Origin of the sequence: Pseudoalteromonas sp. NZS127_1 (assembly GCF_015864295.1) — a bacterium.
GTDB lineage: Bacteria > Pseudomonadota > Gammaproteobacteria > Enterobacterales > Alteromonadaceae > Pseudoalteromonas > Pseudoalteromonas arctica.
The window spans coordinates 1-26,682 of sequence record NZ_JADYXO010000003.1 but is presented as its reverse complement, the minus strand read 5'-3'; the positions used below and the strand labels follow the sequence as shown (position 1 = coordinate 26,682).

The window sequence follows — 26,682 nt, the reverse complement described above, 5'->3', positions numbered from 1 at the left end:
GGCGGCATGTCGTGGTTTAAAGAGCTATGGCACAATAGTCGCGAAAAAGGCCAGTATTATGAGCTTGAAGCGCAAAAATACTTAGTTACTCAAGGGTTAACGCCTATTGAACGTAATTATTACTGCCCCTTTGGTGAGCTTGATGTCATTATGAAAGAAGGCAACACCCTTGTATTTATTGAGGTTAAGTTTCGCAAAAATAATGCAAGGGGCGGCGCCAACTATGCGCTTAGTCCACAAAAACAAGCTCGATTAAAACGTAGTATTTATCATTACTTAGCAGCTAAAAATTTGACTAACCAAGCTCTAAGAATTGATTATGTAGCCATTACAGGAGAAGCATCTCCTAATATTAATTGGCTGAAAAATGTATTTTAAACACAAATACAAAGATAAATTATTGGTAGGCTATGCAAGATACAATTAAAGAAATTTTTACAGAGAGCATTCAAGTTCAAATCGCTGCGGGTGAAGTACTACCGAGTGCACTTGAGTCAGCTGCATTTACTATTGCACAAAGTCTGATCAACGGAAATAAACTCATTTGCTGCGGTACTGCAAATTGCCACATGCTCGCACAGCATATGGCCGGTGTATTGGTTAATCATTATGAAACCGAACGCCCCTGCTTACCTGCAATTGCTCTATCGCAAGAAAACGTTAACCTTGGACAAAGTACTCAGGTAGACGATCACGATACATTTGCTCGTCAAGTCCGCGCTTTTGCCCAGCAAGGCGATTTATTGCTGGTACTGGCTATTAACGGTAACGAAAAACATGTTATTTCGGCCGTTGAAGCTGCACTAACTAAAGATATGAAGGTCATAGTGATGGTTGGTGATGATGGTGGCGAGTTGGTTGGCCTACTTGGGCCTAATGATGTTGAAATTAGATCTCCATCTAAACGCCCTAGCCGCATTATCGAATCCCATTTAGTTAACTTACATTGTTTAAGCGAACTGGTTGATTTAACGCTTTTCCCTCAGGATGAAAATTATGTTTAAACGCTCTCTTATTGTTTTAGGTACTGTTGTATTACTGCAAGGTTGCGCAGCCGCTGTTGTTGCAGGTACAGCCAGTGCAGTAACTGCAGCGAACGACCGCCGTACCATTGGCTCTCAAATTGACGACAACAATATTGAAATAAAAGCCAGTATTGCACTTAGCGAAGTAGAACGTCTTGAAAAGTTTGCCAATATAAGCGCTGTAAGCGTTAATGGTATTGTTTTACTTGTTGGCCAAGTTGCTAATGAAGAAATGAGAAACGAAGCCCAGCGCACCATTGAGGGCGTTGCAGGCATTCGTAAAATACATAACCAAATTCGTATTGGCTCAAATATTGGCATTACTACACAAACTCACGACTCTTGGCTTACTTCTAAAGTAAAAGCTCAGCTACTAACAGCAAAAGACATTAGCAGTAATAATATTAAAGTGGTTACAGAAAACGCTGAAGTGTTTTTAATGGGTTTAGTATCTGACTCTGAATCTACCCAGGCGGTAAATATAGCCCGTAATGTATCAGGCGTAGAGCGTGTAATTAAAGTGTTTGAATATATGTAAAGTTAAACACAAACATAAAAAAACCGCTTATTAAGCGGTTTTTTTTGGCATTTACTTATTATTTAATAACGCGTAAATGTGAGCCTTTTTTCTTCTCAGGCTTTTCTAGTGGCGTTTCATCAATAAACTCAGCTGATGAATCAACACTTTCAAGTTCTGGCACAAAATCGTCTTCGTCCTCTAAAAACTCATCTGCGGTAAAGACTGTTCCTTCGCCATTTTCACGCGCGTATATTGCAAGCACAGCACCTAGAGGTACATACACTTGCATTGGCTGACCACCAAAGCGCGCATTGAAGCTAAGTTGGGTTAAGTCTAACGAAAACTGTGTGACCGCTGATGGACTTATGTTTAAAACAATTTGTCCATCTTGAACAAATTGTGTTGGCACTTGTACATTTGCAAATCCAGCGTCTACCACTAAATGCGGTGTACACTCGTTATCGACTATCCAATCAAAAAAAGCACGTAATAAATAAGGACGATTAGGCGTCATTATAAACGGATCTCACGCTCAGCTTCAGTTAAAGAGGCTTGGAATGACTCACGTTCAAATAAACGGATCATGTACTCTTTAAGTTCTTTAGAACCTGCACCATTAAGCTCAATACCAAACTCTGGTAAACGCCATAATAGTGGAGCTAAATAACAATCTACTAAGCTAAACTCTTCACTCATAAAGTAAGGTGCTTCGCTAAAAATAGGTGCTACAGCAAGTAATGCTTCTGTTAGCTCTTTACGAGCTTGAGCTGCATCTGATGTGTTGTTACTGATTTTGTCAGCTAGGCTGTACCAATCTTTATCAATACGATGCATCATTAAGCGGCTACGACCACGCATTACCGGGTAAACAGGCATTAGTGGAGGATGAGGAAAACGCTCATCAAGGTATTCCATGATGATGTTTGCCTGGTATAAACCAAGCTCACGGTCAATCAGTGTTGGCACTGTACCGTAAGGGTTAATTTCGTGAAGTGCTTCTGGCAAATTATCTTTTTCAGCCAAATGAATATCTACACTTACACCTTTTTCCGCAAGTACAATACGTACTTGGTGGCTATACATACAGTTAGCACCAGAAAAAAGGGTCATTACAGGGCGCTTATTGGCAGCTACGGCCATGCCTATACCTCCATTAAATAACTAAAACAGCAAAAGGGGCTTAAGCCCCTATTGCAAAATTACCTTTAAAAATGTTCAACTTAATGAACATCTCTCCAGTATTCTTTCTTAAGCATAAATGCCAAGATAAATAGGATGATTAAAAATCCAATTACCTTAATACCTAGCGCTTCCGATTCAAGACGTGAAGGTTCACCCACGTACTCAAGGAAGTTTGTTAAATCACGAGCCGCTTGGTCGTATTCATCTATGCTTAATTCGCCCGTACCATCTGTTTCAGTAGCAATAACTTTAGTCACAGTGTGACCATGCTCTTGTACTTCTTTAGTGATAGGTGTTGGTAAACCTTGTAGTTCTTGAAGAACGTGAGGCATACCTACCGATGGGAAAACAATGTTGTTAACCCCAAACGGACGAGATTCATCTTTATAAAACGATTTTAAGTACGTGTAAATATAATCTGGTGATTTTACACGAGCAATTAGAGTTAAATCCGGCGGAGCCGCACCAAACCATTTTGCTGCATCGTCTTTTGTAATCGCGTTAGTAATATGACTACCTACTTTAGAGCCGTCAAAAATCAACTGCTCTAAACCAACCTCTGTTGGGATACCGATATCACGAAAAGTACGTTCATAACGTTGATACTGCATTTGGTGACAACCAAGACAGTAGTTCATGAACAACTTTGCACCGCGTTGTAAAGATGGTTGATCAGTAAGGTCGTTGTTCGCTTCCATTAAAGGAACCGATGGACCCGCTGCCATAACCATGTTCGGCAACAAGTTTACTGATAAAGCAAATAAACCAATAATAAGCTTCTTCATCATTTCGTTAACCTCTCTGGCAATGGCTTAGTTTTTTCGTTCTTACTGTATACAAACAACAGTACGAAGAACATAAAGTAAGTCACAGTACAGATTTGAGAAATAATCGTTTTCATATCAGTTTGTGGAGTTGCACCCACCCAACCTAGAAGAACGAAAGTTACAACAAAACCTGCAATGTTCCATTTATGGAAACCACAACGGTAACGAACCGATTTAACTCTACCACGGTCTACCCAAGGTAGTAACGCAAGTACCACAATCGATGCACCCATCGCCGCAACACCGATTAACTTATCAGGGATTGCACGTAAGATTGCATAGAATGGCGTAAAGTACCAAACCGGGAAAATATGCTCAGGTGTTTTAAGTGGGTTAGCTGCCTCGAAGTTTGGACCTTCTAAAAAGAAGCCATTCATCGCTGGCATAAAGAACACAACCCAACAGAACAATATTAAGAAACCAACCACACCCACAATATCTTTAACTGTGTAGTAAGGGTGGAACGGTATCGCATCAACAATATCTTTCTTGTCAGTGTAATACTCATGAAATTTAAATTTAGGCTTATCTTCTTCAGCTACTGAGCCTTTCTTACGTTTAATCTCAATACCTTCAGGGTTATTTGAACCCACTTCGTGTAGAGCAACAATGTGTAAGAAAACTAAGATTACAATAACCAGTGGTAGTGCAATTACATGTAATGCAAAGAAGCGGTTAAGCGTTGCACCTGATATTACATAGTCACCACGGATCCAAAGTGTTAAGTCATCACCAATAACCGGAATAGCCCCGAATAAGGAGATGATTACCTGTGCACCCCAGAACGACATTTGCCCCCATGGTAATAAATACCCCATGAATGCTTCAGCCATTAGCGCTAAGAAAATAAACATACCAAATAACCACAGTAACTCACGTGGTTTTTGATAAGAACCGTAGATCATGCCACGGAACATATGCATATATACAACGATGAAAAACGCTGATGCACCGGTTGAGTGCAAGTAACGTAATAACCAGCCATATTCTACATCACGCATGATGTATTCTACTGAAGCGAATGCACCTTCAGAAGACGGAACAAAGTTCATCGTTAACCAAATACCTGTTAGGATTTGGTTTACTAGTACCAACATGGCTAATGAGCCAAAAAAGTACCAGAAGTTGAAGTTTTTAGGTGCTGGATACTGTGCAATATGCATGTTCCAAACACGTGTCATTGGGATACGGTCGTCTATCCAACCAATAATCTTACCAAACATTAGGCTGCCCCTTTTTCTTCGCCCACTAAAATAGTGGTCTCATCAAGAAAAGTATAAGGTGGTATTTCTAAGTTTAATGGAGCAGGTACCGATTGAAATACACGGCCAGCCATATCAAATTTAGAACCATGACACGGGCAATAGAAGCCATCATCGGTTCCTTCAACTTTTTCACTAAAGTTACCTTGGAAAAAGCCAGGTGAACACCCTAAATGCGTACAAATACCTACAGCCAAAAAGATCTCTGGGCGTAATGAACGGTAATCATTTGTTGATGATTCTAATTGTTGTGGCTCTTGCGAATGCGGATCACGAAGTTGACCTTCATGTTCTTTCATTTGCTCAAGCATTTTTGGGGTACGTGATACAACCCATACAGGTTTACCACGCCACTCGACACGTATTAATTGTCCAGGCTCAAGTTTGCTGATATCTACTTCTACAGGCGCACCCGCAGATTTAGCTCGCTCACTTGGATTCCAAGACGCAATAAAAGGAACAGCAGCCCCAGCCGCACCAACACCACCTACAACAGAGGTAGCTATGGTTAAAAAGCGACGTCGGCCATTGTCTACAGGCGCATTGCTCATCCACTTATCTCCACTATGATTCTCAACACTTGCTATATTGAGAACATCAGTTACAGCAGGTTAATTATTCGAATTTTTAAAATAGAAGCGATCATAATTAAAACCCTTGATTAAAACAAGGTTATTCAAAGCCCTATGCTCGAATAAAACTAACTTGATCAAAACTTGATTAAGTAAGCTCGAGAATAAAGCCGAACGACTATAATAACGCTTCTGTAAAAACAATATACTGACCAAGATCAACACCACTAAGAGGAAACAGTAAAAACTGTACATAGTGCGGTTAAACTCACTCATTTTACTTCAATGCCAATTGTAGCAAAAAATTCCACCAATTAACTGATGGATTTAAACTAATTACGATAATTATTTAACTTTTTTGCAGCTATCTGAGTGTTTTTTAACTTTCGTTTGATTAATACGCAGTTATTAATCAATTTGATCATCATTAATTGCTGCAATCACCCAGTATCACCGTCGATATAAATAACTTTATATTAAGTTGCAAATGTAAACATTTTGATTTGAAAACAAAAAACCCAGCATAAGCTGGGTTTTTGAATTCTTGATAACGTATAGATTAACGTTTTGAGAACTGTGGACGCTTACGCGCTTTCTTAAGACCCACTTTCTTACGTTCAACTTTACGTGCATCACGTGTAACAAAACCTGCTTTACGAAGTTGTGAACGTAATGATTCGTCAAACTCCATAAGTGCACGAGTGATACCATGACGGATAGCACCAGCTTGACCAGTTGTACCACCACCAGAAACGGTGATGTAAAGGTCAAATTTTTCAGTCATATCAACTAGCTCAAGAGCTTGATGAACAACCATGCGTGCTGTTTCGCGACCAAAATACTCTTCTAGAGAGCGTTTGTTGATTACGATGTTACCAGTGCCTGGGCGTAAGAATACGCGAGCACTTGAACTTTTACGACGACCTGTACCGTAGTATTGATTTGCCATGATGGTGCTCCTTAAATGTCTAGAACCTGAGGCTGTTGTGCAGCATGGTTGTGCTCAGTACCTGTGTAAACTTTAAGTTTACGGTACATAGCGCGGCCTAAAGGACCACGTGGCAACATGCCCTTAACAGCCTTCTCGATGATCATTTCAGGCTTTGCGGCTTGAAGTTTATCAAAAGTAGTAGACTTAAGACCACCTGGAAAACCAGAGTGTGAATAGTACACTTTGTTTTTGAATTTGTTACCAGTTACAGTAACTTTTTCAGCGTTGATAACGATGATATAATCACCAGTATCTACGTGCGGTGTATATTCAACTTTATGCTTACCGCGTAGGCGATGAGCGATTTCAGTAGCGATGCGACCTAAAGTTTTACCTTCAGCGTCAACTACGTACCAGTCACGTTTTACTGTTTCTGGTTTAGCAACAAACGTTTTCATTTATAAAAATCCAATGTTTTTCAATTAAAACCACAAGTAGTTAATATTAACTACTGCTCTAAGTTTGCTATAACCCCTTCGAGTTTTAGACTTTTGCGCCGCTCACAAGTGGCTAGACTATATGAGGGCATAGAACGCAACGTGGCAGACGCGGGAGTATACCAGCACTTAAAACACATTGCTACTCGCCGGTTGTTTTTTCCACAAGAAATTTTAGAAATAAGAAGTACTATATATGCACCTCTTACTTTTAATGGCTAACCTATTACACTTTTACCTACTAATTTAAACCAAATGCTCTCTAGCTAAATACTCTAGAGACTGCATTTCTTGCAAACGGCTTATACAGCGCTTAAATTCAAAGTTTAAATTACCTTGGGTATAAAGTTCGGTAATAGGTTTTTCAGCCGATATAATTAAAGTTACATGGCGCTCGTAAAATTCATCCACTAAAGCAATAAAGCGTCTAGCGGCATCATCATTAGTTTGCCCAAGCTGTTTTACGTTAGAAATAATCACCGTATTATATAAGCGACTAATCTCCATGTAATCAACCTGACTACGCGCTGTTTCGCACAATTCACTAAACTCAAACATCACCACGCATTTGGCTACTTTTCGCGTTTTGATTAAACGACCTTCTATCTCTATCGGCTCATCTAATTGTCCAGGCTCTGACGATAGCTTATCGAAGTATTCAAATAGGTTTTTATCCGCTTCTTTATCTAACGGACTATGAAAAATTTCGGCTTGCTCTAAGGTACGCAACCGATAATCAATACCTGAGTCTACATTAACTATTTCTGTATTGAGCTTAACCAGTTCTATAGCAGGGACAAAGCGGGCACGCTGCAAGCCATTTCTGTAAAGCTCATCAGGCACTATATTAGATGTAGCAACAAGTACTATACCCCGTGCAAATAGCGCTTCCATTAAGCCACCTAGCAACATAGCATCGGTAATGTCTTGAACAAAAAACTCATCAAAACAAATTATGTCTGTTTCTGCTTTGAAAGTGTCAGCTATTTTTTCTAATGGATTAGCCGTATTGTTTAGTTTTTTAAGCTCATTATGCACTCGGTGCATAAATCGATGAAAGTGCACGCGCATTTTACGTGTGCCCGGTAGTGATTCGTAAAAAGTGTCAACTAAATAAGTTTTACCACGCCCTACTCCACCCCAAAAGTACAAACCTTTTATAGGCGCAGGTTCATCTTTACTAAATAACTTAGCAAAAAAACCTTTTTGTTTTGGCTTTGCCTGAGTTAGGTCATCGTATAGACGTTGTAAATGGCGCACAGCATTTTCTTGTGCTGCGTCGTGTACAAAGTCATCTCGCTTTAAGTCTTGTTGGTATGTTTGCCAAGGAGTCATATCTATTTACAGTTAAAACACAGTTTAATTTGCAAAGCATATTAACACGCATCATAACTCGGGGTATATTACACTTAGTATGATTTATAATTGAATCGGCATTCGTTAGTTATTTTCCCAAAGGGGTAGTTTTTATGGGCACAGTTATGTGGGTAGGTTTAATTGTTATTGCTGCTGTTGTAGCATTTTTTATTGGCGCATTTGTTACTAAAAAACAATTCAAACAAGATGAATTAAAAGAGCAGGCAGAGCAAGCTGAAAATGCGTTAGAGCAGTATCGTCAAGATGTAGCTGATCATTTAGCGAATACTGGCAAGCTCGTAAATAAAATGAAAGAAAACTATGATCAACTGCTTAGTCACGTTGAAGAAACAAACCAACTTCTTTTAGAAGATAGAAATAAAGCACCAGCAGAACCTTATTTTTCTAAAGAAACAACAGAACAACTACAAGCGTCTTTAAAAGAACGTCGTTCAGATCGTTCTTCAGCCGCAGCGCAACCAGCTGATTATGTATCGGGTGAATCTGGTTTATTTGCTGGTCAAAATAAAGTTTCAGAACATTCTAAAGTATCTTGATGAACTTTTTTTAGACCCCATAGTCTTTAGATATAACAGCTTTGTTGTTTTATCTTAATAAACCAAAAAGGGCTGCTTTTAAAGTAGCCCTTTTTGTTTTTGCTTTATCTTAAGTGGAGTTACCCCTGACTATGAAAATGAAATTATCACTTATCAGCGCAGCTATTTTATCTACAAGCTTATTAATGAGCCCTGTAGCGTCTTATGCAAAAATGCCAATTGCAGTAAATGGTCAACAATTACCCACTCTTGCCCCCATGCTAGAGAAAATATCTCCTGGTGTTGTAAGTATCCAAGTTTCAGGCTCTAAAGAAGTACGCCGCCGTGCAGATCCACTCGAATACTTTTTTGGACAACAGCAGCCTCGCAGTCAAAAACGCCAATTTAGTGGATTAGGTTCTGGGGTCATTATCGATGCTGATGAGGGCTATGTAGTGACTAATAACCACGTAATCCAAGACGCCGAAAAAATGGTAGTTACTCTCGAAGATGGCCGTGAATTTGAAGCAACTAAAATTGGTACTGACACAGAATCAGACATCGCTCTTTTACAAATAGACGCTGATGACTTAACTGAAATCAAACTCGCCAACTCAGATAATTTACGAGTGGGCGACTTTGCGGTTGCGATTGGTAACCCATTTGGCCTTAGCCACACAGTTACATCAGGTATTGTTAGTGCCCTTGGTCGAAGTGGTTTAAACATTGAGGGCTACGAAGATTTCATTCAAACCGACGCAGCTATTAACCAAGGTAATTCTGGCGGTGCCTTAGTTAACCTCAATGGTGAGTTGATTGGTATTAATACCGCTATTTTAGGTGCTTCTGGCGGCAACGTGGGCATTGGTTTTGCGATTCCATCTAATATGATGAAAAATCTAGTCGATCAAATTATTGAACATGGTGAAGTACGTCGAGGCTCGTTAGGCATTTCTGGTCGCCCACTTGATGCAGGACTTGCAAAAGCACAGCAACTTGATGTCAAACAAGGTGCTTATGTAATGCAAGTAATGGACGACACTGCCGCAAGTAAGGCAGGAATTGAAGCTGGTGACGTTATTGTTAGCATAAACGGTGGCGACATTAGTGGCTTTCATGAACTACGCAGCAAAATTGCTACGCTAGGTGAAGGCCGTGAGATAAAACTTGGCATTTACCGCGATGGTAAAATTAAAACAGTGAAAGTAACTCTTGATGGTGCATCAGGTGTTACAGCGACCGGTGAAGAACTCCATCCTGCATTCCAAGGTGCGACACTTGAAAATGTACAAAAAAACAGTAATAAAGGTGTTGAGGTTACTTCTGTAGATCCTCGTTCACCTTCTGCCCGTGTTGGCCTTGAAGAAGGCGATATTATTATGCAAGTGAATCGTCAACGAGTAGAAACAATTCGCGACATGAATAAAATCATCGACAGTACAAAAGGTAATATAGTACTTGGCGTGCAACGTGGTCGTGAGTCTATATTTATTTTAATTCAGTAATAAATAGCACTATTAATGTAATAAAAATAACAGTGGCACTTGCCGCTGTTATTTTTTTTATGTCATCATAAAGAGATTGCTCACTTACATAATAAGAAAATCGTGCTGAAACTAATAAAATTTATTCTTCCCCCTTTATTTGCAGGCCTAAGTATTGCTTTTTTAGTGGTTTTTTTCAGCCCTAATATGCGAGCGGCTTTACTTCCAAATGTTCCCCTACCAAGCGCAATGAGTTCGAGTCACCTGAGTTTTTCTGATGCAGTTAAACGAGCAGCTCCTTCTGTGGTTACTATTTTTTCAGAAAGTATCTCCAAAGAACCTCGTTATAAAAGAAAAAACACGGTACAAGAGCTAGGCTCTGGCGTCATCATGTCGCAAGACGGTTACATTCTTACCAACTACCATGTTGTTAATAATGCAGATCAAATTATGGTTATTCTAACCGATGGCAGACGCTTTTTTGATGTACAGCTAATTGGTTTTGATACTATTACTGATTTAGCCTTACTTAAAATAAATGCAGATCACCTTCCGGTAATTCCTGTAAATGATAGCTATGTATCCAGTGTAGGCGATGTTGTACTTGCCATAGGTAACCCGCTTAATTTAGGCCAAACAATCACGCAAGGCATTATTAGCGCAACGGGTAAGCAAAAAATTACAGACAGTCCGTACAATAACTTATTGCAAATGGATGCGGCTATTAATGTGGGCAACTCTGGCGGCGCATTAGTTAACTCCAATGGTGATTTAGTCGGCATTACTTCTGCGCAGTTTAAAACGCGTGAGAACTTGAATATTCAAGGAATATTCTTTGCGGTTCCTTACTCACTTGCTAAAAAAGTAATGGGTAAGCTCATTCGTCATGGTCGCGTTGTGCGCGGCTATTTAGGCTTTGAAGGCACAGCAGTAGATAGTACCGGCAAGGAAGTAAACGACAGTCTGACCCCAGTTACTGGCATGCGTATTACTAATTTAGACCCTTTGGGACCAGCATGGCAAGCGGGTATTGAAGAGCAAGATATTGTTATTAAAATTGCAGGTCTTTCGGTAGCAAATCCACAAAAAGTGCTGGAAGAAATAGGTAATACAGAACCAGGTAAAGAAATAGAATTTGAGCTTTACCGGAATGGTAAAATAGAAAAGATTATGGTGACTGTCGCAGAGCTTGAAACAAAGCTTTAATAAAAAATAATACCAACTTTCATAAATCGTCAATAAAAAGGTCGGATAGCAATTTGCGTATCCGACCTTTTTAAAATAGCTTAGCTAGTTAAATATCTACTTAACTACTTCGACGTTTAATATTTGCACCCAACGCACTTAGCTTATCTTCAATGCGCTGATAACCTCTATCAACGTGATAAATACGGTCAACAACCGTTTCACCCTGTGCCACTATACCTGTTAAGATTAAGCTAGCTGAAGCGCGTAGGTCGGTTGCCATCACTTGCGCGCCCGTTAGGCTCTCAGTCTCACCACAAATTGCGGTATGCCCTTCTAAACGAATATTAGCGCCCATACGCTGCAACTCAGGTACATGCATAAAACGGTTTTCAAAAATCGTTTCCGTAATCGTTGCACTACCATTTGCTACTACATTTAATGCTGTAAACTGAGCTTGCATATCCGTAGGAAAACCTGGGTGTGGAGCTGTTTTAATATTCACGGCTCTCAGTTCTCGGCCGCGCATATCAAGATAAATACTGTCGTTATGTACTTCTAAGTGTGCATTTGTTGCACGTAGCTTTTCAATCACAGGCTCAAGAGAATGAAAGTCAGTGTTTTTGCAAAGTACTTCACCGCCTGCCATTGCTGCAGCGACTAAAAACGTACCTGTTTCTATTCTATCTGGTAAAATGCTGTGCTCGCATCCTGCTAAACGCTCAACGCCTTCAACTTCAATGCGGCTAGTGCCTGCACCCGTAATTTTAGCGCCCATAGCAATTAAGCAGTTAGCTAAATCAATTATTTCGGGCTCGCGTGCAGCGTTATCAAGTATGGTTTTACCATCAGCGAGGGCAGCTGCCATCAATAGATTTTCGGTAGCGCCTACGCTTACCATTTCCATAAAGATTTCAGCGCCTTTTAAGCGACCGTTTACCTTGGCATTAATATAACCATTTTCAACGTTAATTACCGCGCCCATGCGCTCCAAACCCTGAATATGAATATCAACAGGGCGAGCACCAATAGCACACCCACCAGGTAAAGACACTTGAGCTTCACCAAAACGAGCAACTAAAGGGCCTAATGCAAGTACAGAGGCACGCATTTGCTTAACTAAGTCGTATGGCGCTAATGTCTTATTAACCGTTGCGCCGTCAATCACTAGCGTATCGCCGTGCCAATTAACATCAGCGCCTAGAGTTTTTAATAAGGCTTCAGTGGTCACTATATCGCGAAGGCGCGGTACATTAGTAAATGTACTTTTTCCATCAGCTAATAATGAAGCAAACAAAATAGGAAGTGCGGCATTTTTAGCGCCAGAAATAGTCACTTCACCAGCAAGTGAAGTACCACCTTGAATTACAAATTGATCCATTAAGAGGCCCTATTTATTGCGGTAAAATAAATTTTTGTTCACGCTTCCACTCTACAGGAGTAAATGCACGAATAGATACTGCGTGAATTGTGCCATCTGAAATTGTATTCATTAATGGGCCATAAACTAGCTGCTGCTTTTTAACTCGGCTTAAACCGTCAAAGCATTCACCTACTGCAACAACTTCATAATGACTACCATTGGCTTTTACATGTACTTCAGCTAATTGAAGTTCTTCGCGTAATAATGTTTCGACTTGGCTAGTTTCCATAACTCTCACTCAAATAGGGTTGTAACCTGACCCAGTTGCATTAAATTTTGCAATTGCTCAGGTAGGTTTTGCAATTCAAGGCGAATGCCTTGCTGCTTTAATTCTGCAAAAGAGTGAATTAACCAAGCTAAGCCCGCTGTGTCAACCCTAGATACACCACTTAGGTCGAAATAGATGATTTTATGCTTGGTTAATAGCTTGTTGTTCAGAAGCTGTTCATCGCCAATTGAATTTCGAGTAAGCTCACCGTTTACTCGAAAATGTTGTCCATCAACTTGGCTTATTGCCAATTTAGTCATTCGAGTTACTGCCTCTAAACTGAACTGGTAGCTGACTCTTTTGCTCTAAAAGGTTACTTACATTATCAATACCTTGCTGACGCAAAATACCTTGTAGCTCACTTTGTTTTGCATCTAGTAAACTAATACCTTCAGCAATCATATCGTACGCGCGCCATTCACCGTCACGGTCTTCGCGTACTTTAAAATCGATTCTGATATCAGGTTTACCATCTTCAATAATTTTAGTTTTAACGACAACGACATCTTTGCCTTTAAATGCTTGTTCTGCACCAAACTCAACTTTTTGGTTTGTATATTGAGTGAATACACCTGCATAAGTAGCAACTAAGTACTCTCTAAAAACACCAATAAAGCGTTGAATTTCTTTAATTGCTTTGGCTTTTTCAGCTTCGTCGGTAATTGCACGTACTTTAGATACTTCACTACCTAGTACGCGAAGTGCTGCATATTTGTAGTCGATATAAGGCATTAATTCATCTTCAACGATTACGCGAAGATGCTCTTGATTTTTAACAATTAATGGCTGATCTTTTTTAATACGTGCAAATGTATTATCGGCAACTTGGCGTACCATTTTATTTGGATCAACCAATTTAACATCTGCTGCACTTACGCTTTGAGTTAGCGTCATTGTGCCAATTGCTACAATAGCTAAAAACTTTTTCAACATAATAATTACTCACTACCTTGGTTGAATAAAAACTGCCCGATTAATTCTTCAAGTACAATGGCAGACTTAGTATCAGTAATTGAATCGCCATCACCTAGTGCTTTACTTTCCACACCAAACAAATCGTCAATTGCTTCATCTTGCTTGTTTTCAGTCACTGTTTCGCCTAAACAACGTTGTTTAGCCGAATCTGGAGAAATTACAGGGTGAATACCTAAGTACTGCTCACCTAAAATACCCGACGTTAAAATAGAAATTGAGCTTGTGTCTGAAAAACGACATAAGTACTGTGTATCAATGGTCATATTAACGACTGGTAAAAATTCTTGTGGGTGAACATAAATTGATTCAACACGACCAATTACAACACCACCTACTTTTACCGGCGCACGCGCTTTTAACGAGCCGATGTTTTCAAACTTGGCATTAAGCGTATATGTTTCGCCAGAGCCACTAATACCTGAATTGGCAACTTTAAGTGCAAGCATCGCAAAAGCTAAAATGCCAAGTGCTACAAAAAAACCAACTAAAATTTCTAATTTCCGTGAATTCATTATCTATACCCTATTAGCTGGTAAACATTACCGCTGTCAAAATAAAGTCAAAACCTAAAACTGCTAATGACGAATGAACAACCGTTTCGGTGGTTGCTTTGCTGATCCCTTCTGAGGTCGGCACACAGTCATATCCTTTATAAAGCGCAATCCAGGTCACCACTATGGCGAATACAAAACTCTTAATAATACCGTTTAGTATGTCTTGCTGAAACGACACTTGTGATTGCATGATTGACCAAAAACTACCTGTATCAACCCCCAGCCAATCTACACCCACTAAATGAGCGCCTATGATTGCTACGGCTGAAAATATCAATGCAAGCAATGGCATGCTTATAAAACCCGCCCAAAAGCGCGGTGCAATAATACGTTTTAGCGGATCGATTGCCATCATCTCAAGTGATGAAAGTTGCTCTGTTGCTTTCATTAAGCCAATTTCAGCAGTCAATGCGCTACCTGCGCGTCCTGCAAATAGTAATGCAGTAACAACCGGGCCCAGTTCTCGCAATAAACTCAGTGCCACTAACGGCCCTAAACTATCCTCAGCGCCATAACCAACTAATACGGTGTAACCTTGTAGAGCCAACACCATGCCGATAAACAAACCCGACACCATAATAATCAGCAACGATTGCGAACCGACCATATAAAGTTGGCGAACAAGTAACGGTGTGCCTTTTTTAAAATTAGGAACATGCGCAAGCGCACTAAATAGCATATAAGCCGAACGGCCAAGAGCCGCAAAACGTCCTAGCGTTTTATGCCCTAGCTTTTGAAATAAATCCAACATTATGCTTTTTCTCCAAGCAGTTCATCTGCATAAGCTTGAGCCGGAAAATGAAATGGTACTGGACCATCCGACAAGCCTTTTAAAAACTGTTGAACTAAAGGAGATTCATGATTGCGCATTTCATCAGGAGTACCACAACCAATTACCCCTTGATCGGCGATAATTATAACGTGATCAGCAATACTCATTACCTCTGTCACATCGTGTGTCACAATTAAAGACGATAAACCCAATACTTCGTTAAGCGACTTAATTAGCTTAACCAATACGCCCATCGAAATAGGGTCTTGTCCTGCAAATGGTTCATCGTACATGATTAGCTCTGGATCAAGTGCTATAGCGCGCGCAAGTGCAGCACGTCTTGCCATACCGCCCGATAACTCAGAGGGCATTAAATCTTTAGCGCCACGTAGCCCAACCGCTTGCAATTTCATTAATACAACTAATCGAATAAGGTCTTCACTTAGCTTTGTGTGCTCTCTTATAGGAAACGCAATATTGTCAAATACCGACATATCAGTAAACAGCGCACCACTTTGAAAAAGCATGCTCATTTTAGTACGTGCTTCGTATAACTCTTTACGAGACATTTTAGGAATGCTGCCACCTTCAAATAAAATATCACCTGAATCTGGTTTAAGCTGACCACCAATTAAACGCAACATAGTGGTTTTGCCAATTCCGCTTGGCCCCATGATCGCAGTAATTTTACCTTTAGGAACGCTAAAACTCATATTTTTATATATGATTCTATTGCCTCTCGAAAAGCTAACATCCTTGACTTCTACTATTGATTGCGACAAGTCGCTCTCCATAAAAATGTTCACTAGTGCACCTATTTTAAAGCTTTTTTGTCAAAGATGGAAAAAACAATTCGTAAGATTTTGTAATACACCCATGAAAAGGATTATAAGACTCGCTCAAAACAGCTTAACCCCGGCTTAAATTTTTAAATTAGCTGTTTAAAAGCAGCATTGTTACGTAGTTGACCTTACTCTTTTATTTATACTTTCATCTTGGCTTTTGTTACTATTCGCGCCATCCGTATTTTGTATAACTGGCTTAACACAATGGTTACCTCGTTTGTTATTTTAATTCTTGGTTTTGCAGCTCTTGTTTGGAGTGCAGACAGGTTTGTTTATGGCGCTGCGGCTCTTGCTAAAAACTTTGGTGTACCTACACTTATTGTTGGTTTAACCGTGGTAGCTATGGGCTCTTCAGCACCCGAAATGATGGTTTCAGCCTCTGCCGCTTTGGCTAATAAAACCGACACAGCAGTTGGTAATGCTGTTGGTTCTAATATTACAAACATTTTACTTGTGTTAGGTATCACAGCTTTATTTCGCCCTCTTTCAGTTTCATCAAGTACATTAAAACGTGAAATGCCATTAGTGATGCTCGTATCTTTAGCTACTTGGTATGTGTTCTCAGATAACTACTTTTCATTTAATGAAGGTGTTGCACTTTTGGTTGGCTTTATCGTATTCATCGGTGGGTTAATTATTGTATCTATGCGTGCAAAAAACCAAGATGACCCATTTGTCTCAGAAGCCTGCGACGACGTCCCTAACGATGTACCTACGAAAAAAGCGGTATTTTGGTTAGTTGTCGGCATGATACTCCTACCTGTTAGCTCTCATTTTTTAATAGGTTCGGCTGTCGATATTGCTAAATACTTCGGCTTAAGCGACTTAGTCATTGGCTTAACAATTATTGCCATCGGTACTAGTTTGCCTGAACTTGCCGCTTCGGTTGCAGGTGTACTTAAAAATGAAGATGATTTAGCACTAGGTAATATTGTTGGCTCAAACATATTTAATATTCTAGCGGTATTACCACTTGCCGGTATTATTAACCCTTCAGCCATTGATCCATCATTAGTAAGCCGAGACGTATTAATTATGATTGGCGCAACACTTGCTCTTATTATTATGTCATTGAACTTTAGAGGCACCCAACGTATCAATAGAGTAGAAGGCGGCTTATTGCTAATAGCGTTTTTGGGTTACCAAGGGTATATTTTTAGTCAAGTAGGGTAAATGATGGCAACGCTAAATTTTATTGAACAAGGCCTTCGCGTTTTAGATGTTGAGCGCCAAGCACTTAGTGATATTGCACAATATGTAGATGAGAATTTTCATAACGCATGCCAATTAATGTACGACTGTGAAGGCCGTATTATTGTCATTGGTATGGGTAAATCAGGTCATATTGGCAATAAAATAGCAGCAACCCTTGCAAGCACTGGCAGTCCTGCATTTTTTGTTCACCCTGGTGAAGCAAGTCATGGTGATTTAGGTATGATCACTAAAAATGACGTGGTTATGCTTATTTCTAATTCAGGTGAGACCAGCGAAGTTTTAAATATCATTCCTGTTTTAAAACGACTTGGTGCCAAAATGATATCGATGACTGGCAATACGCAATCAACCATGGCGACCCTTGCTAATGTGCATGTGTGCATTAAAGTAGAAAAAGAAGCCTGTTCATTGGGTCTAGCTCCTACATCAAGTACCACTGCAACGCTTGCGATGGGCGATGCCATGGCAGTTGCATTATTAGAAGCTCGCGGGTTTACAGCTGATGACTTCGCGCTATCTCACCCAGGTGGTAGTTTAGGCAAGCGTTTATTACTTACTTTAAAAGATGTTATGCACAGCGGCGCAAATACACCTATTATTAGCGTTTCACAAACAGTTAAAGACGCCCTCATTGAAATGTCTGCTAAAGGTTTAGGTATGACAGCCATTGTTGATGAAAATCAGCAGCTCGTGGGATTATTTACCGATGGCGATTTGCGTCGTATTTTAGAGCAAAGAATTGATATTCATACAACACAAATAGATGTTGTTATGACTAAGTCATGCACTACGGCTACGCAAGATATTTTGGCTGCTGAAGCGCTTAATATTATGGAACACAAACGTATAAATGGCTTAATCGTCGTCAATGAGAAAAACCAACCTATTGGCGCATTAAACATGCAAGACCTATTAAAAGCAGGAGTATTATAAATGCAATTTGAAGAACTCTATCAACCGCTGAGCGATGATGCAAAAGCACGCGCTAAAAAAGTAAAACTACTTATATGCGATATTGATGGTGTATTTTCTGATGGCCGTATTTACCTTGGTAATCAAGGTGAAGAGCTAAAAGCATTTAATACAAAAGATGGTTTTGGCATTAAAGCGCTTATAAACAGTGGCTTTGAAGTGGCTGTAATTACTGGTCGTCATTCACAAATAGTGCAACAACGTATGAGCAGCTTAACCGTACAGCATATTTATCAAGGCCAAGAAAATAAGCTCATTGCCTATCAAGAGCTAAAAGACAAACTCAACCTTAGCGATGAACAAATTGCTTATATCGGTGATGATGGTCCTGACATGCCCGTTATGGAATTAGTCGGCTTTGCTGTTGCAGTAAATGATGCCCATCCACTTATTAAACGTTTATCACACTATGTAACGCAAATGCCTGGCGGCTTTGGTGCAGTAAGAGAGCTCACCGACTTACTTATGCTTGAAAATGGTAAAGCATTGACTACACAAGGCACTAGTTCATGAATGCAGCGCGCATAATATTAAGCGTTTTATTCATTAGCTGTATGGTTTGGCTTTGGTACCCTTATTTTACACAAACAAATATTGTGCCTCAGACTGAGCCTGAAGTTATTGCCAAGCCTGATTACATAGCCATAGAACTCAAACAAACAGCCTATGACGAACAAGGTAAAATTAGCCACAAAGTCACTGCGGCTAAAATGGAGCTATATCAACAATTAGGTTTTACGTTTTTTGAAAAACCTATTTTTACTTTATATAACGAAAAGCAAACGTGGCAAATAAATGCAGACGAAGCAACATTATACGAAGACAAACAATTAATTTTAGAAGGCAATGTGGTTGCCAAAAACTTAACCGATAACGCCATGATAGACAAAATCAATGCTGATAATATTCAGGTAGATATAAAGCTATTAACAATGCGTTCGGAGCAACCCGTTATCATCACTGGACCCAATTTAAAAATCACTGGTAAAGGCCTAGAAGCCGACTTAAAAACCGAAGTGATAAAACTAATTAACCATACGCGAACCATATATTATGACCAATAAAATATTAAAATCACTTATTATTCCTACACTTATACTAGCGTTTAATAGTAGTGCTGCAGAGCAAAACACGCAACCGGCTGCAAATCAAATTTCAATAAGCGCCGATAAGCAAGAAGGTCAATTAAAAGCTAATGTCGGGATTTTTGAGAAAAACGTTGAAATTATTCACGGTAACCGCCGTATCACAGCCGACCGCTTAGAAGTACATAAACGCGATGAACTTGGCGATAATAAACAATTATTAATTGCTACAGGTAGCCCTGCGCACTTTGAAGAAAAGCAATCAGATGGCACGACTATGAGCGCCAGTGCTGACGAAGTACGTTATGATGTATCTAAGCGTTTTTTAACGCTTGTTGGTAATGCACAAGTATCGCAAGCGGGACAAAAAATAAATGCTAAAAGCATTACCTACGATATAGAGCAGCAGCTAATCAGTGCCGAAAAAGATGAAAACTCAACTGACCGCGTTCACACAATTTTAGTACCAATCGAGACTAAAAAAAGTAAAAAAAGCGACAAAGGTCAACCATGAGCACATTAAAAGCAGAGCTATTAGCAAAGAGCTATAAAGGCCGTGAAGTTGTAAAAAACGTCGGCCTTGAAGTCAAAGCTGGCAGTATTGTTGGCTTACTTGGCCCTAACGGCGCAGGTAAAACTACCACGTTTTATATGATAGTAGGACTTGTACCTAGCGACAAAGGTAAAATATCGATAGACGATAACGATATTACTCTTTTACCTATGCATAGTCGTGCTAGATTAGGCATTGGCTACTTACCGCAAGAGTCTTCAATATTCAGAAAGCTGACTGTTTATCAAAACTTAATGGCCATTTTAGAAACGCGCAAAGAGTTAAATAAACAAGCTAGAGAAGACACTCTCGATAAATTATTAGATGAATTTAGCATACAACACATTCGTGATAGCCAAGGTATGGCATTGTCGGGTGGCGAACGTCGTCGTGTTGAAATAGCACGTGCGCTGGCAGCAGATCCTAAATTTATATTACTGGATGAACCATTTGCAGGTGTTGACCCGATTTCGGTATTAGACATAAAGAAAATAATAGAACATCTTAAAAATCGTGGGATTGGTGTATTAATTACCGATCATAACGTAAGAGAAACCCTTGATGTTTGTGAAAAAGCCTACATTGTTTCTCATGGGGAGCTGATTGCATCAGGTACTCCAGAACACGTATTAAATGATAAAACAGTACGCGATGTTTACTTAGGCGAGCAATTTAGGCTGTAACATTTACGCCATGTCTTTAAGCATCTGCTAGTATTAATTATAACAACATAAAAGGATTGTTAGAGATACATGAGGCAATCACTACAGCTGCGCATGGGCCAGCAACTTACAATGACTCCACAGCTGCAACAAGCTATTCGTTTGTTGCAACTCAGTACATTGGATCTCCAGCAAGAAATACAAGAAGCTCTCGACAGCAACCCGCTATTAGAGGTTGAAGAAGCAGACTATTCAGAAGACGCTGCAGGTAAAAACGAGCAAAAAGCAGATACAGATGACATAACTGTTAGCGCATCTGCCGATGATGCTCCAAGCGAATACGAACAAGATAGTGGTGAAGCACTTGCAAAAGACACGCTAAGTGACGACATGGCTATGGATGTTAGTTGGGATGAGTACATGAGTGCCGCCCCAGCAGCATCATCGGGTCCGATGCCTGAAGACGAATCAATATACCAAGGCGCCTCTACTGAAACGCTCCATGAGTATTTAATGTGGCAGTTACAACTAACGCCATTTAGCCCTACAGACGAAGCTATTGCTATTGCTATTGTAGAAGCCGTCGATGATTCAGGTATTTTAACACTAAGCTGCGAAGAGATTTTAGAAAGCTTTAATCAAGAAAACGAAGATGATAACGAAGTCGAACTTGATGAAATTGAAGCTGTATTAAAACGCATCCAACTGTTTGATCCTGTTGGTATTGCTGCACGTAGTTTACAAGAGTGTTTGTGTATTCAGCTTAACCAGTTTGATAAAGAAACACCTTACATTAATGAAACAAAAATGATTTTAACCGAGCATATTGATTTATTAGCTGCTCGTGACTATCGTACATTAATGAAGAAAACTAAGCTCAAAGAAGAAGAGCTTAAGGAAGTAATGACATTAATACATACTCTTAGCCCTAAACCTGCAGATACTATTGTAAGAGAAGAATCTGAGTATGTTATTCCTGATGTGTCAGTTAAAAAAATTAAAGGCCGCTGGGTTGTTGAGTTAAACCCAGACAGCATGCCTAAAATTCGTGTTAATAGCCAATACGCGGCAATGTCTCGCACTGTAAAATCCAGTGGTGACAGCCAGTTTATTCGCTCGCATTTACAAGAAGCTAAATGGTTTATTAAAAGCTTAGAAAGTAGAAACGACACGCTATTAAAAGTGACAAATTGTATTGTTAAGCAACAACAAGGCTTTTTTGAACACGGTCCTGAAGCCATGAAACCAATGGTTTTAAATGATGTTGCTGAAATGGTAGAAATGCACGAATCAACAATTTCGCGCGTAACAACCCAAAAGTATATGCACACACCCCGTGGTATATTTGAGCTTAAATATTTTTTCTCAAGCCATGTAAGCACCGAAAACGGTGGTGAATGTTCATCTACAGCAATCCGTGCGCTTATCCGAAAATTAATCGCAGCAGAAAACTCAGCAAAACCATTGAGTGATAGCAAAATAGCGGATATATTGGCTGAGCAAGGAATTAAAGTAGCGAGACGTACAATCGCAAAATACCGCGAATCTCTGGCTATTCCACCGTCAAATCAGCGTAAAAGTTTGATTTAAGACGCAAAAAAAAGAGGGTAATGCTTATGCAACTAAACTTAACTGGTCGTCACGTAGAATTAACCGATTCACTAAGAGACTATATTAATACCAAATTTGCGAAGCTAGAAAGACACTCTGATCATATTAATAATGTTCATGTCATTCTCGATGTAGAAAAATTAAATCAAAAAGCAGAAGCCACCATACACGTAAGCGGTGCTGAGCTATTTGCCTCTACAGAACATCAAGATATGTATGCCGCCATTGACTCGTTGATCGACAAGCTCGATCGACAAGTAATTAAACACAAAGAGAAGCTTGCTCGACACTAATATGATGAAATTAAGCTCACTTATATGCCAGGACTGCAGCAAAGCTGCGGTCCTTTTTAATAGCAAAAAAAGAATTTTAGAGTTCATTAGCGAACTTGCTCACGACAAACTTCCGTATTTACCGCAACAAGATATTCTTAATGCTTTAATGAGCAGAGAAAAATTGGGTAGTACAGGTATAGGGCGTGGCATTGCCATTCCTCATGGAAGAATGAGCGGTGCAGAAGAGCCTTTGGCTTTAGTACTCGTTAGCGAAACTCCAATAAATTTTGATGCGATCGATAATCGCCCTGTTGATATTTTCGTCGCACTCATCGTACCAGATGGCGATAACCAGCAGCACTTAAAGACTCTAGCAACCATTGCTGATAAACTAAACAACAAAGATTTTTGTAAACAGTTACGCAGTGCAAAATCAGATACTGAGCTTTACCAAGTTATTGTCAATCAATCATAGTTTTATAAAGGGTGTTAAATGGAGTTAATTATCATAAGCGGCCGTTCTGGTTCTGGAAAGTCGGTTGCTTTACGCGTTGTAGAAGATTTAGGTTATTATTGCGTAGATAATATTCCAGTTAACTTGCTTCCTTCATTAGTTCGCAGTGTGTCTGATAGCTATGATAAAATTGCTGTTAGCATTGATGTGCGTAACATCCCTAAACAACAAGATGAATTTAACGATATTCTTGAATACTTGCCTGGCTTTGCAAAACCTACGTTATTTTATTTAGATAGCGACGATCAAACATTGATCAAACGTTTTTCTGAAACTCGTAGATTACACCCACTATCAATTGACTCGTTGCCTCTTGATTTAGCCATCAAAAAAGAAAAAGAATTACTTGATGTATTAATCACCCGCGCCGACTTTATGATAGATACAACTGATTTAAGCGTTCATCAACTTGCTGAATCTATTCGTGAAAAGATTTTAGGTAAAAAAGATAAGCAACTGATTGTCACGTTTGAATCGTTTGGTTTTAAATACGGTATACCAAAAGAAGCAGATTACGTATTTGATGCACGCTTTTTACCCAATCCACATTGGGAACCTGAATTAAAACCTTTAAATGGGTTAGATCAACCTGTTAAAGATTATTTGGCCAATCACAGCATAGTGCAAAAATTCACATGGCAAATTCAAACATTTGTACAAACGTGGTTACCGCACTTAGAGCGAAATAACCGCAGTTATTTAACCATTGCCATTGGGTGTACAGGCGGGCAACACCGCTCTGTATATTTAGCGCAAACTATCGGTGAAAGTTTTGCAATGACACATCCCAATGTGAAAATTCGCCATCGCGAACAAGAAAAATAATATAGCTGAATAATCACCTGTTCAGCTTAAGTAGAGTAAGTTATGCATTGTGAAGACACTTTTTTAATAAAAAACAAATTAGGATTGCACGCCAGAGCAGCCACCGTGCTTGCCCAATTGGCAGTGCAGTTTGATGCGACAATTACATTATTTCAAGATGACAAAGAAGCCGCAGGCGATAGCGTACTTGCACTAATGTTACTTGAAAGTAGCCAAGGCAAAGAAGTAAAAGTTGTATGCAAAGGCCCCGATTCTGAGCAAGCTTTACATGCTGTTGGAGAATTAATAGCACAACGTTTTAATGAACAAGAATAAACAGTTATAAAAATAATGCTCGCATTACTAATGCCCCAACTAAAACAGATATATAAAATAAATACGGTTAGTGACGCCAGTTAACTCACCTCTCCCCATAAAATAATATAAAAATTTATAAAGGACGCCAATGCCTGAAGCTTTTGAACAAGATTACCCACTACAGCAACTAAAACAGGTGACTAAGTCACTCAATAGTGGTCAATTTGTTCAAGTTAGGCGCATGCTCGCAAAAACAGCTCCTTGTGATACCGCATTATTATTAGAATCATCACCGCATAAAATTCGCCGACTCCTTTGGCAGTTGGTTGATCCTGATGTGCAAGGCGATGTTCTTGAAGAACTATCAGAAGATGTTCGTTTAGGCATTATTGCCCAAATGGAACCTAAGCACATTGCAGCCGCAACAGAAGATATGGGCCACGATGACTTAGGTGAAGTATTACGTAGTCTGCCGGACACCGTTTATAAAGACGTTGTTAGCGCGATGGACATTCAAGACCGTGAACGTGCAACACAAGCACTTTCGTATCAAGAGCGTTCTGCTGGCGCGCTAATGAACACCGATACGGTGACCATTCGCCCTGACGTTACGCTTGATGTTGTACTTAGGTATATTAGGCTACGTGGCGAGTTACCAGAAGGTACCGATGACTTGTACGTTGTTGATAAGCATAACTGCTTTATAGGCGCTTTATCGCTGAGTACATTATTAACTAACCCGCCAGAAAAGATTGTTCGCGATTTAATGGATGAAGATTGTGAATCCATTCCAATCTCAATGGATGAAAGTGAAGTCGCGCAATTATTTGAACGTCATAATTGGATATCGGCCCCCGTAGTCGATGATAACGATCAGCTCCTTGGCCGTGTCACTATCGATGACATCGTTGACGTAATCCGCGAAGATGCTGAGCATAGTTTATTGGGCTTAGCCGGCCTTGATGATGAAGAAGATACCTTTGCGCCAGTACTAAAAAGCTCTAAAAAACGCTCAGTTTGGTTAGGTGTCAACTTACTAACTGCACTTGCAGCTGCTTTTGTAGCTAGCTTTTTTGAAGGCACTTTAGATGTTTTACCTATTTTAGCTGTACTTAACGGTATTGTCCCTTCTATGGGCGGTGTTGCAGGTAGCCAATCATTAACGCTTGTTATTCGTGGTATTGCGGTAGGTCATATAAATCAAACAAACCAACGTTTCTTGATGATGAAAGAGCTTGCTATTGGCGCGTTAAACGGTGTTTTGTGGTCGTTGTTAATAGCAGGTGTTATTGCCCTATGGCAGTGGGACTTTATGCTTGGTGGCGTACTCGCCTTCGCTATGTTTATGAACTTAGTGGTGGCAGGTGTTGCTGGTGCGAGTATCCCTATTATTCTTAAAAGAATGAATATAGACCCAGCACTTGCAGGGAGTGTGGTGCTAACCACGGTGACAGATATTGTGGGTATATTCGCCTTTTTAGGTACTGCTACTTGGTTGCTGGTTTAAGTTAGAAACTTTTGCAAATAACTAAAGTAAAAAACACTTAGGGTAAAGCTGCAACTATGACAACGGGTACCAAAAATAAAAAAGACACACCTAAAAAAACGCCAAAACAAAAAGGCCTATCAATATTAAAAAGTGTGTTGATATATGGTTTCATATTTTTCGTAATTTATAACGCTGTCAATTGGTGGCGACAACCTGTTATGCCAGCAAATCCTCAATTACAATTAATAGATTATAAAGGGCAAAACATTGATTTGTCAGCAATGAGCCAAGATAAACCAACACTTGTCTATTTTTGGGGAACTTGGTGCCCTATTTGTAGTATTACCTCCCCTGCCATAAACGAACTCGCAAACGAGAATAACTACCCTGTCGTGAGTATCGCAATAAAATCAGGCTCGGATCAAAAACTACATGAGTATCTAAATGATCATGGCTACAGTTTTACCACTGTCAACGATCAACACGGTGAGATATTTGCCGATTGGCAAGGGCAAGTCACGCCATCTTATATAATCTTAAAAGATAATAAAATGACGCAAGGGCTAACAGGCATTCAGCCGTTATGGTCACTAAAATTACGTTTGTGGTTATCATCAACGTTTTAAGAAAAAACTAACTGCAAGTATATAGGCACTAAATACGTGCTATCTCAAGAGGGGTTTCTAAAAGCTCGCTCTTTATTACCTACAATAATATAGCCAATAAAGAGCAAGGTTTACTTAATTTACGCATGAAAAGGGTTTAAAAACCCTTAGCGTAATTAAACTAATCTACTAGGGCGTGTTGATCTTTGTGGATTGAAATTTGTTCAATCTAGGGGCGATTAAATCGCGGCGCGAGGTTTGTAACCTAGTGGGCTAAGTAAAAACCGAGCAACAAAGAGTTAATCGTCCCTAGAAAGAACCCAAAGGGCAGCGCATGTTTGGTATTTATGCTGCGTTATCGCCTA

Annotated in this window: 34 protein-coding genes; 19 read left to right on the top strand and 15 right to left on the bottom strand. The window is 39.7% G+C overall.

All coding sequences use genetic code 11. From position 1 onward, the window contains the following. Positions 1-6: 6 nt before the first annotated feature. Genes I6F50_RS04500 through dolP form a run of 3 tightly spaced genes read left to right on the top strand, consistent with a single transcriptional unit; the run spans position 7 to position 1,563 of the window. Complete coding sequence (locus tag I6F50_RS04500) at positions 7-378, top strand: YraN family protein (protein ID WP_166419364.1); 372 nt, start codon at positions 7-9, stop codon at positions 376-378. 32 nt (positions 379-410) lie between these two features. Then, positions 411-1,004: an SIS domain-containing protein gene (locus I6F50_RS04495; protein ID WP_002957968.1), complete on the top strand. Its 594-nt coding sequence runs from the start codon at positions 411-413 to the stop codon at positions 1,002-1,004. Beyond that, positions 997-1,563, top strand: a complete 567-nt coding sequence (dolP, locus tag I6F50_RS04490; RefSeq protein ID WP_166419365.1) for a division/outer membrane stress-associated lipid-binding lipoprotein — start codon at positions 997-999, stop codon at positions 1,561-1,563. The genes I6F50_RS04495 and dolP overlap by 8 nt, the downstream gene beginning before the upstream one ends. A gap of 58 nt (positions 1,564-1,621) precedes the next feature. On the opposite strand, the gene I6F50_RS04485 is transcribed toward dolP, so the two are convergent. The 8 genes from I6F50_RS04485 to zapE all read right to left on the bottom strand — a co-directional run bounded on the left by I6F50_RS04485 (position 1,622) and on the right by zapE (position 8,151). After that, a complete protein-coding gene (locus I6F50_RS04485; RefSeq protein ID WP_197175382.1) occupies positions 1,622-2,059 on the bottom strand; it encodes a ClpXP protease specificity-enhancing factor in 438 nt (145 codons plus the stop codon). After that, positions 2,059-2,685, bottom strand: a complete 627-nt coding sequence (sspA, locus tag I6F50_RS04480; RefSeq protein WP_165741632.1) for a stringent starvation protein SspA — start codon at positions 2,683-2,685, stop codon at positions 2,059-2,061. The genes I6F50_RS04485 and sspA overlap by 1 nt, the downstream gene beginning before the upstream one ends. 80 nt (positions 2,686-2,765) lie before the next feature. Further along, positions 2,766-3,515 (bottom strand): cytochrome c1, encoded by a 750-nt coding sequence (locus tag I6F50_RS04475; RefSeq protein WP_007580337.1) that lies wholly within the window; start codon positions 3,513-3,515, stop codon positions 2,766-2,768. Further along, a complete protein-coding gene (locus I6F50_RS04470) occupies positions 3,512-4,777 on the bottom strand; it encodes a cytochrome b N-terminal domain-containing protein (RefSeq protein ID WP_007580335.1) in 1,266 nt (421 codons plus the stop codon). Before I6F50_RS04470 ends, I6F50_RS04475 begins: the two co-directional genes overlap by 4 nt. Next, positions 4,777-5,367 carry a ubiquinol-cytochrome c reductase iron-sulfur subunit gene (gene petA, locus I6F50_RS04465; RefSeq protein ID WP_007580333.1) on the bottom strand — a complete coding sequence of 197 codons (591 nt, stop codon included), beginning with the start codon at positions 5,365-5,367 and terminating at the stop codon, positions 4,777-4,779. Before petA ends, I6F50_RS04470 begins: the two co-directional genes overlap by 1 nt. Positions 5,368-5,947: 580 nt before the next feature. Further along, complete coding sequence (gene rpsI / locus I6F50_RS04460; RefSeq protein WP_024590200.1) at positions 5,948-6,340, bottom strand: 30S ribosomal protein S9; 393 nt, start codon at positions 6,338-6,340, stop codon at positions 5,948-5,950. Between the two features lie 8 nt (positions 6,341-6,348). Further along, on the bottom strand, positions 6,349-6,777 hold the full coding sequence (rplM, locus tag I6F50_RS04455; RefSeq protein ID WP_007378318.1) for a 50S ribosomal protein L13: 429 nt from the start codon (positions 6,775-6,777) through the stop codon (positions 6,349-6,351). 285 nt (positions 6,778-7,062) lie between these two features. After that, positions 7,063-8,151, bottom strand: coding sequence for a cell division protein ZapE (gene zapE / locus I6F50_RS04450; protein ID WP_010554277.1), 1,089 nt, complete (start codon positions 8,149-8,151; stop codon positions 7,063-7,065). 134 nt (positions 8,152-8,285) lie between these two features. On the opposite strand from zapE, the gene I6F50_RS04445 reads away from it, so the two are divergent. The 3 genes from I6F50_RS04445 (at position 8,286) to I6F50_RS04435 (ending at position 11,398) form a co-directional block, all read left to right on the top strand. Further along, positions 8,286-8,729: a YhcB family protein gene (locus I6F50_RS04445; RefSeq protein ID WP_007580324.1), complete on the top strand. Its 444-nt coding sequence runs from the start codon at positions 8,286-8,288 to the stop codon at positions 8,727-8,729. 131 nt (positions 8,730-8,860) lie between these two features. Next, positions 8,861-10,213 carry a Do family serine endopeptidase gene (locus I6F50_RS04440; RefSeq protein ID WP_010554276.1) on the top strand — a complete coding sequence of 451 codons (1,353 nt, stop codon included), beginning with the start codon at positions 8,861-8,863 and terminating at the stop codon, positions 10,211-10,213. 102 nt (positions 10,214-10,315) lie between these two features. Beyond that, on the top strand, positions 10,316-11,398 hold the full coding sequence (locus I6F50_RS04435) for a trypsin-like peptidase domain-containing protein (protein ID WP_165727692.1): 1,083 nt from the start codon (positions 10,316-10,318) through the stop codon (positions 11,396-11,398). 100 nt (positions 11,399-11,498) lie between these two features. Here I6F50_RS04435 and murA read toward each other — a convergent pair whose 3' ends face one another. From murA to I6F50_RS04400, 7 genes are read right to left on the bottom strand one after another with little or no spacing between them, the layout of a single operon-like run. Continuing rightward, complete coding sequence (gene murA, locus I6F50_RS04430) at positions 11,499-12,758, bottom strand: UDP-N-acetylglucosamine 1-carboxyvinyltransferase (protein WP_165727693.1); 1,260 nt, start codon at positions 12,756-12,758, stop codon at positions 11,499-11,501. 13 nt (positions 12,759-12,771) lie between these two features. Next, positions 12,772-13,029: a BolA family protein gene (locus I6F50_RS04425; RefSeq protein ID WP_002957953.1), complete on the bottom strand. Its 258-nt coding sequence runs from the start codon at positions 13,027-13,029 to the stop codon at positions 12,772-12,774. A 5-nt stretch (positions 13,030-13,034) separates the two neighbouring features. Then, complete coding sequence (locus I6F50_RS04420; protein ID WP_010554274.1) at positions 13,035-13,328, bottom strand: lipid asymmetry maintenance protein MlaB; 294 nt, start codon at positions 13,326-13,328, stop codon at positions 13,035-13,037. Continuing rightward, positions 13,321-14,001: a phospholipid-binding protein MlaC gene (locus tag I6F50_RS04415; protein WP_165739997.1), complete on the bottom strand. Its 681-nt coding sequence runs from the start codon at positions 13,999-14,001 to the stop codon at positions 13,321-13,323. Before I6F50_RS04415 ends, I6F50_RS04420 begins: the two co-directional genes overlap by 8 nt. A gap of 5 nt (positions 14,002-14,006) precedes the next feature. After that, positions 14,007-14,555: an outer membrane lipid asymmetry maintenance protein MlaD gene (mlaD, locus tag I6F50_RS04410; protein ID WP_197175381.1), complete on the bottom strand. Its 549-nt coding sequence runs from the start codon at positions 14,553-14,555 to the stop codon at positions 14,007-14,009. Positions 14,556-14,568: 13 nt separating this feature from the next. Continuing rightward, positions 14,569-15,348 (bottom strand): lipid asymmetry maintenance ABC transporter permease subunit MlaE, encoded by a 780-nt coding sequence (gene mlaE, locus I6F50_RS04405; RefSeq protein WP_002957949.1) that lies wholly within the window; start codon positions 15,346-15,348, stop codon positions 14,569-14,571. After that, on the bottom strand, positions 15,348-16,163 hold the full coding sequence (locus tag I6F50_RS04400; RefSeq protein WP_165727701.1) for an ATP-binding cassette domain-containing protein: 816 nt from the start codon (positions 16,161-16,163) through the stop codon (positions 15,348-15,350). Before I6F50_RS04400 ends, mlaE begins: the two co-directional genes overlap by 1 nt. 255 nt (positions 16,164-16,418) lie before the next feature. Here I6F50_RS04400 and I6F50_RS04395 point away from each other — a divergent pair, with 255 nt between their 5' ends. The 13 genes from I6F50_RS04395 to I6F50_RS04335 all read left to right on the top strand — a co-directional run bounded on the left by I6F50_RS04395 (position 16,419) and on the right by I6F50_RS04335 (position 26,338). After that, a complete protein-coding gene (locus tag I6F50_RS04395) occupies positions 16,419-17,387 on the top strand; it encodes a calcium/sodium antiporter (protein ID WP_024607453.1) in 969 nt (322 codons plus the stop codon). Positions 17,388-17,390: 3 nt separating this feature from the next. Then, complete coding sequence (locus I6F50_RS04390) at positions 17,391-18,362, top strand: KpsF/GutQ family sugar-phosphate isomerase (RefSeq protein ID WP_024607452.1); 972 nt, start codon at positions 17,391-17,393, stop codon at positions 18,360-18,362. Further along, positions 18,363-18,914: a 3-deoxy-manno-octulosonate-8-phosphatase KdsC gene (gene kdsC / locus I6F50_RS04385; RefSeq protein ID WP_007580311.1), complete on the top strand. Its 552-nt coding sequence runs from the start codon at positions 18,363-18,365 to the stop codon at positions 18,912-18,914. It begins immediately after the preceding gene. Continuing rightward, a complete protein-coding gene (gene lptC / locus I6F50_RS04380; RefSeq protein ID WP_007580308.1) occupies positions 18,911-19,465 on the top strand; it encodes an LPS export ABC transporter periplasmic protein LptC in 555 nt (184 codons plus the stop codon). The genes kdsC and lptC overlap by 4 nt, the downstream gene beginning before the upstream one ends. After that, positions 19,455-20,000: a lipopolysaccharide transport periplasmic protein LptA gene (gene lptA, locus I6F50_RS04375; RefSeq protein ID WP_024590191.1), complete on the top strand. Its 546-nt coding sequence runs from the start codon at positions 19,455-19,457 to the stop codon at positions 19,998-20,000. Before lptC ends, lptA begins: the two co-directional genes overlap by 11 nt. Further along, positions 19,997-20,722: an LPS export ABC transporter ATP-binding protein gene (gene lptB / locus I6F50_RS04370; RefSeq protein WP_007580304.1), complete on the top strand. Its 726-nt coding sequence runs from the start codon at positions 19,997-19,999 to the stop codon at positions 20,720-20,722. The genes lptA and lptB overlap by 4 nt, the downstream gene beginning before the upstream one ends. Before the next feature lie 69 nt (positions 20,723-20,791). Further along, positions 20,792-22,291, top strand: coding sequence for an RNA polymerase factor sigma-54 (locus I6F50_RS04365; RefSeq protein WP_007580303.1), 1,500 nt, complete (start codon positions 20,792-20,794; stop codon positions 22,289-22,291). A gap of 26 nt (positions 22,292-22,317) precedes the next feature. After that, entirely contained in the window at positions 22,318-22,605 is a 288-nt protein-coding gene (hpf, locus tag I6F50_RS04360) for a ribosome hibernation promoting factor (RefSeq protein ID WP_007580301.1), read from the top strand. A gap of 4 nt (positions 22,606-22,609) precedes the next feature. Further along, positions 22,610-23,062, top strand: coding sequence for a PTS IIA-like nitrogen regulatory protein PtsN (gene ptsN / locus I6F50_RS04355; protein WP_024590190.1), 453 nt, complete (start codon positions 22,610-22,612; stop codon positions 23,060-23,062). 18 nt (positions 23,063-23,080) lie between these two features. Continuing rightward, complete coding sequence (gene rapZ / locus I6F50_RS04350) at positions 23,081-23,926, top strand: RNase adapter RapZ (RefSeq protein WP_010554269.1); 846 nt, start codon at positions 23,081-23,083, stop codon at positions 23,924-23,926. 42 nt (positions 23,927-23,968) lie between these two features. After that, the gene (locus tag I6F50_RS04345; protein ID WP_002957937.1) at positions 23,969-24,241 is read left to right on the top strand and encodes an HPr family phosphocarrier protein; all 273 of its coding nucleotides are present in this window, start codon (positions 23,969-23,971) and stop codon (positions 24,239-24,241) included. A 130-nt stretch (positions 24,242-24,371) separates the two neighbouring features. Next, positions 24,372-25,730: a magnesium transporter gene (gene mgtE, locus I6F50_RS04340; protein ID WP_010554268.1), complete on the top strand. Its 1,359-nt coding sequence runs from the start codon at positions 24,372-24,374 to the stop codon at positions 25,728-25,730. A 56-nt stretch (positions 25,731-25,786) separates the two neighbouring features. Then, entirely contained in the window at positions 25,787-26,338 is a 552-nt protein-coding gene (locus I6F50_RS04335; RefSeq protein WP_165721143.1) for a protein disulfide oxidoreductase, read from the top strand. Positions 26,339-26,682: the final 344 nt, after the last annotated feature.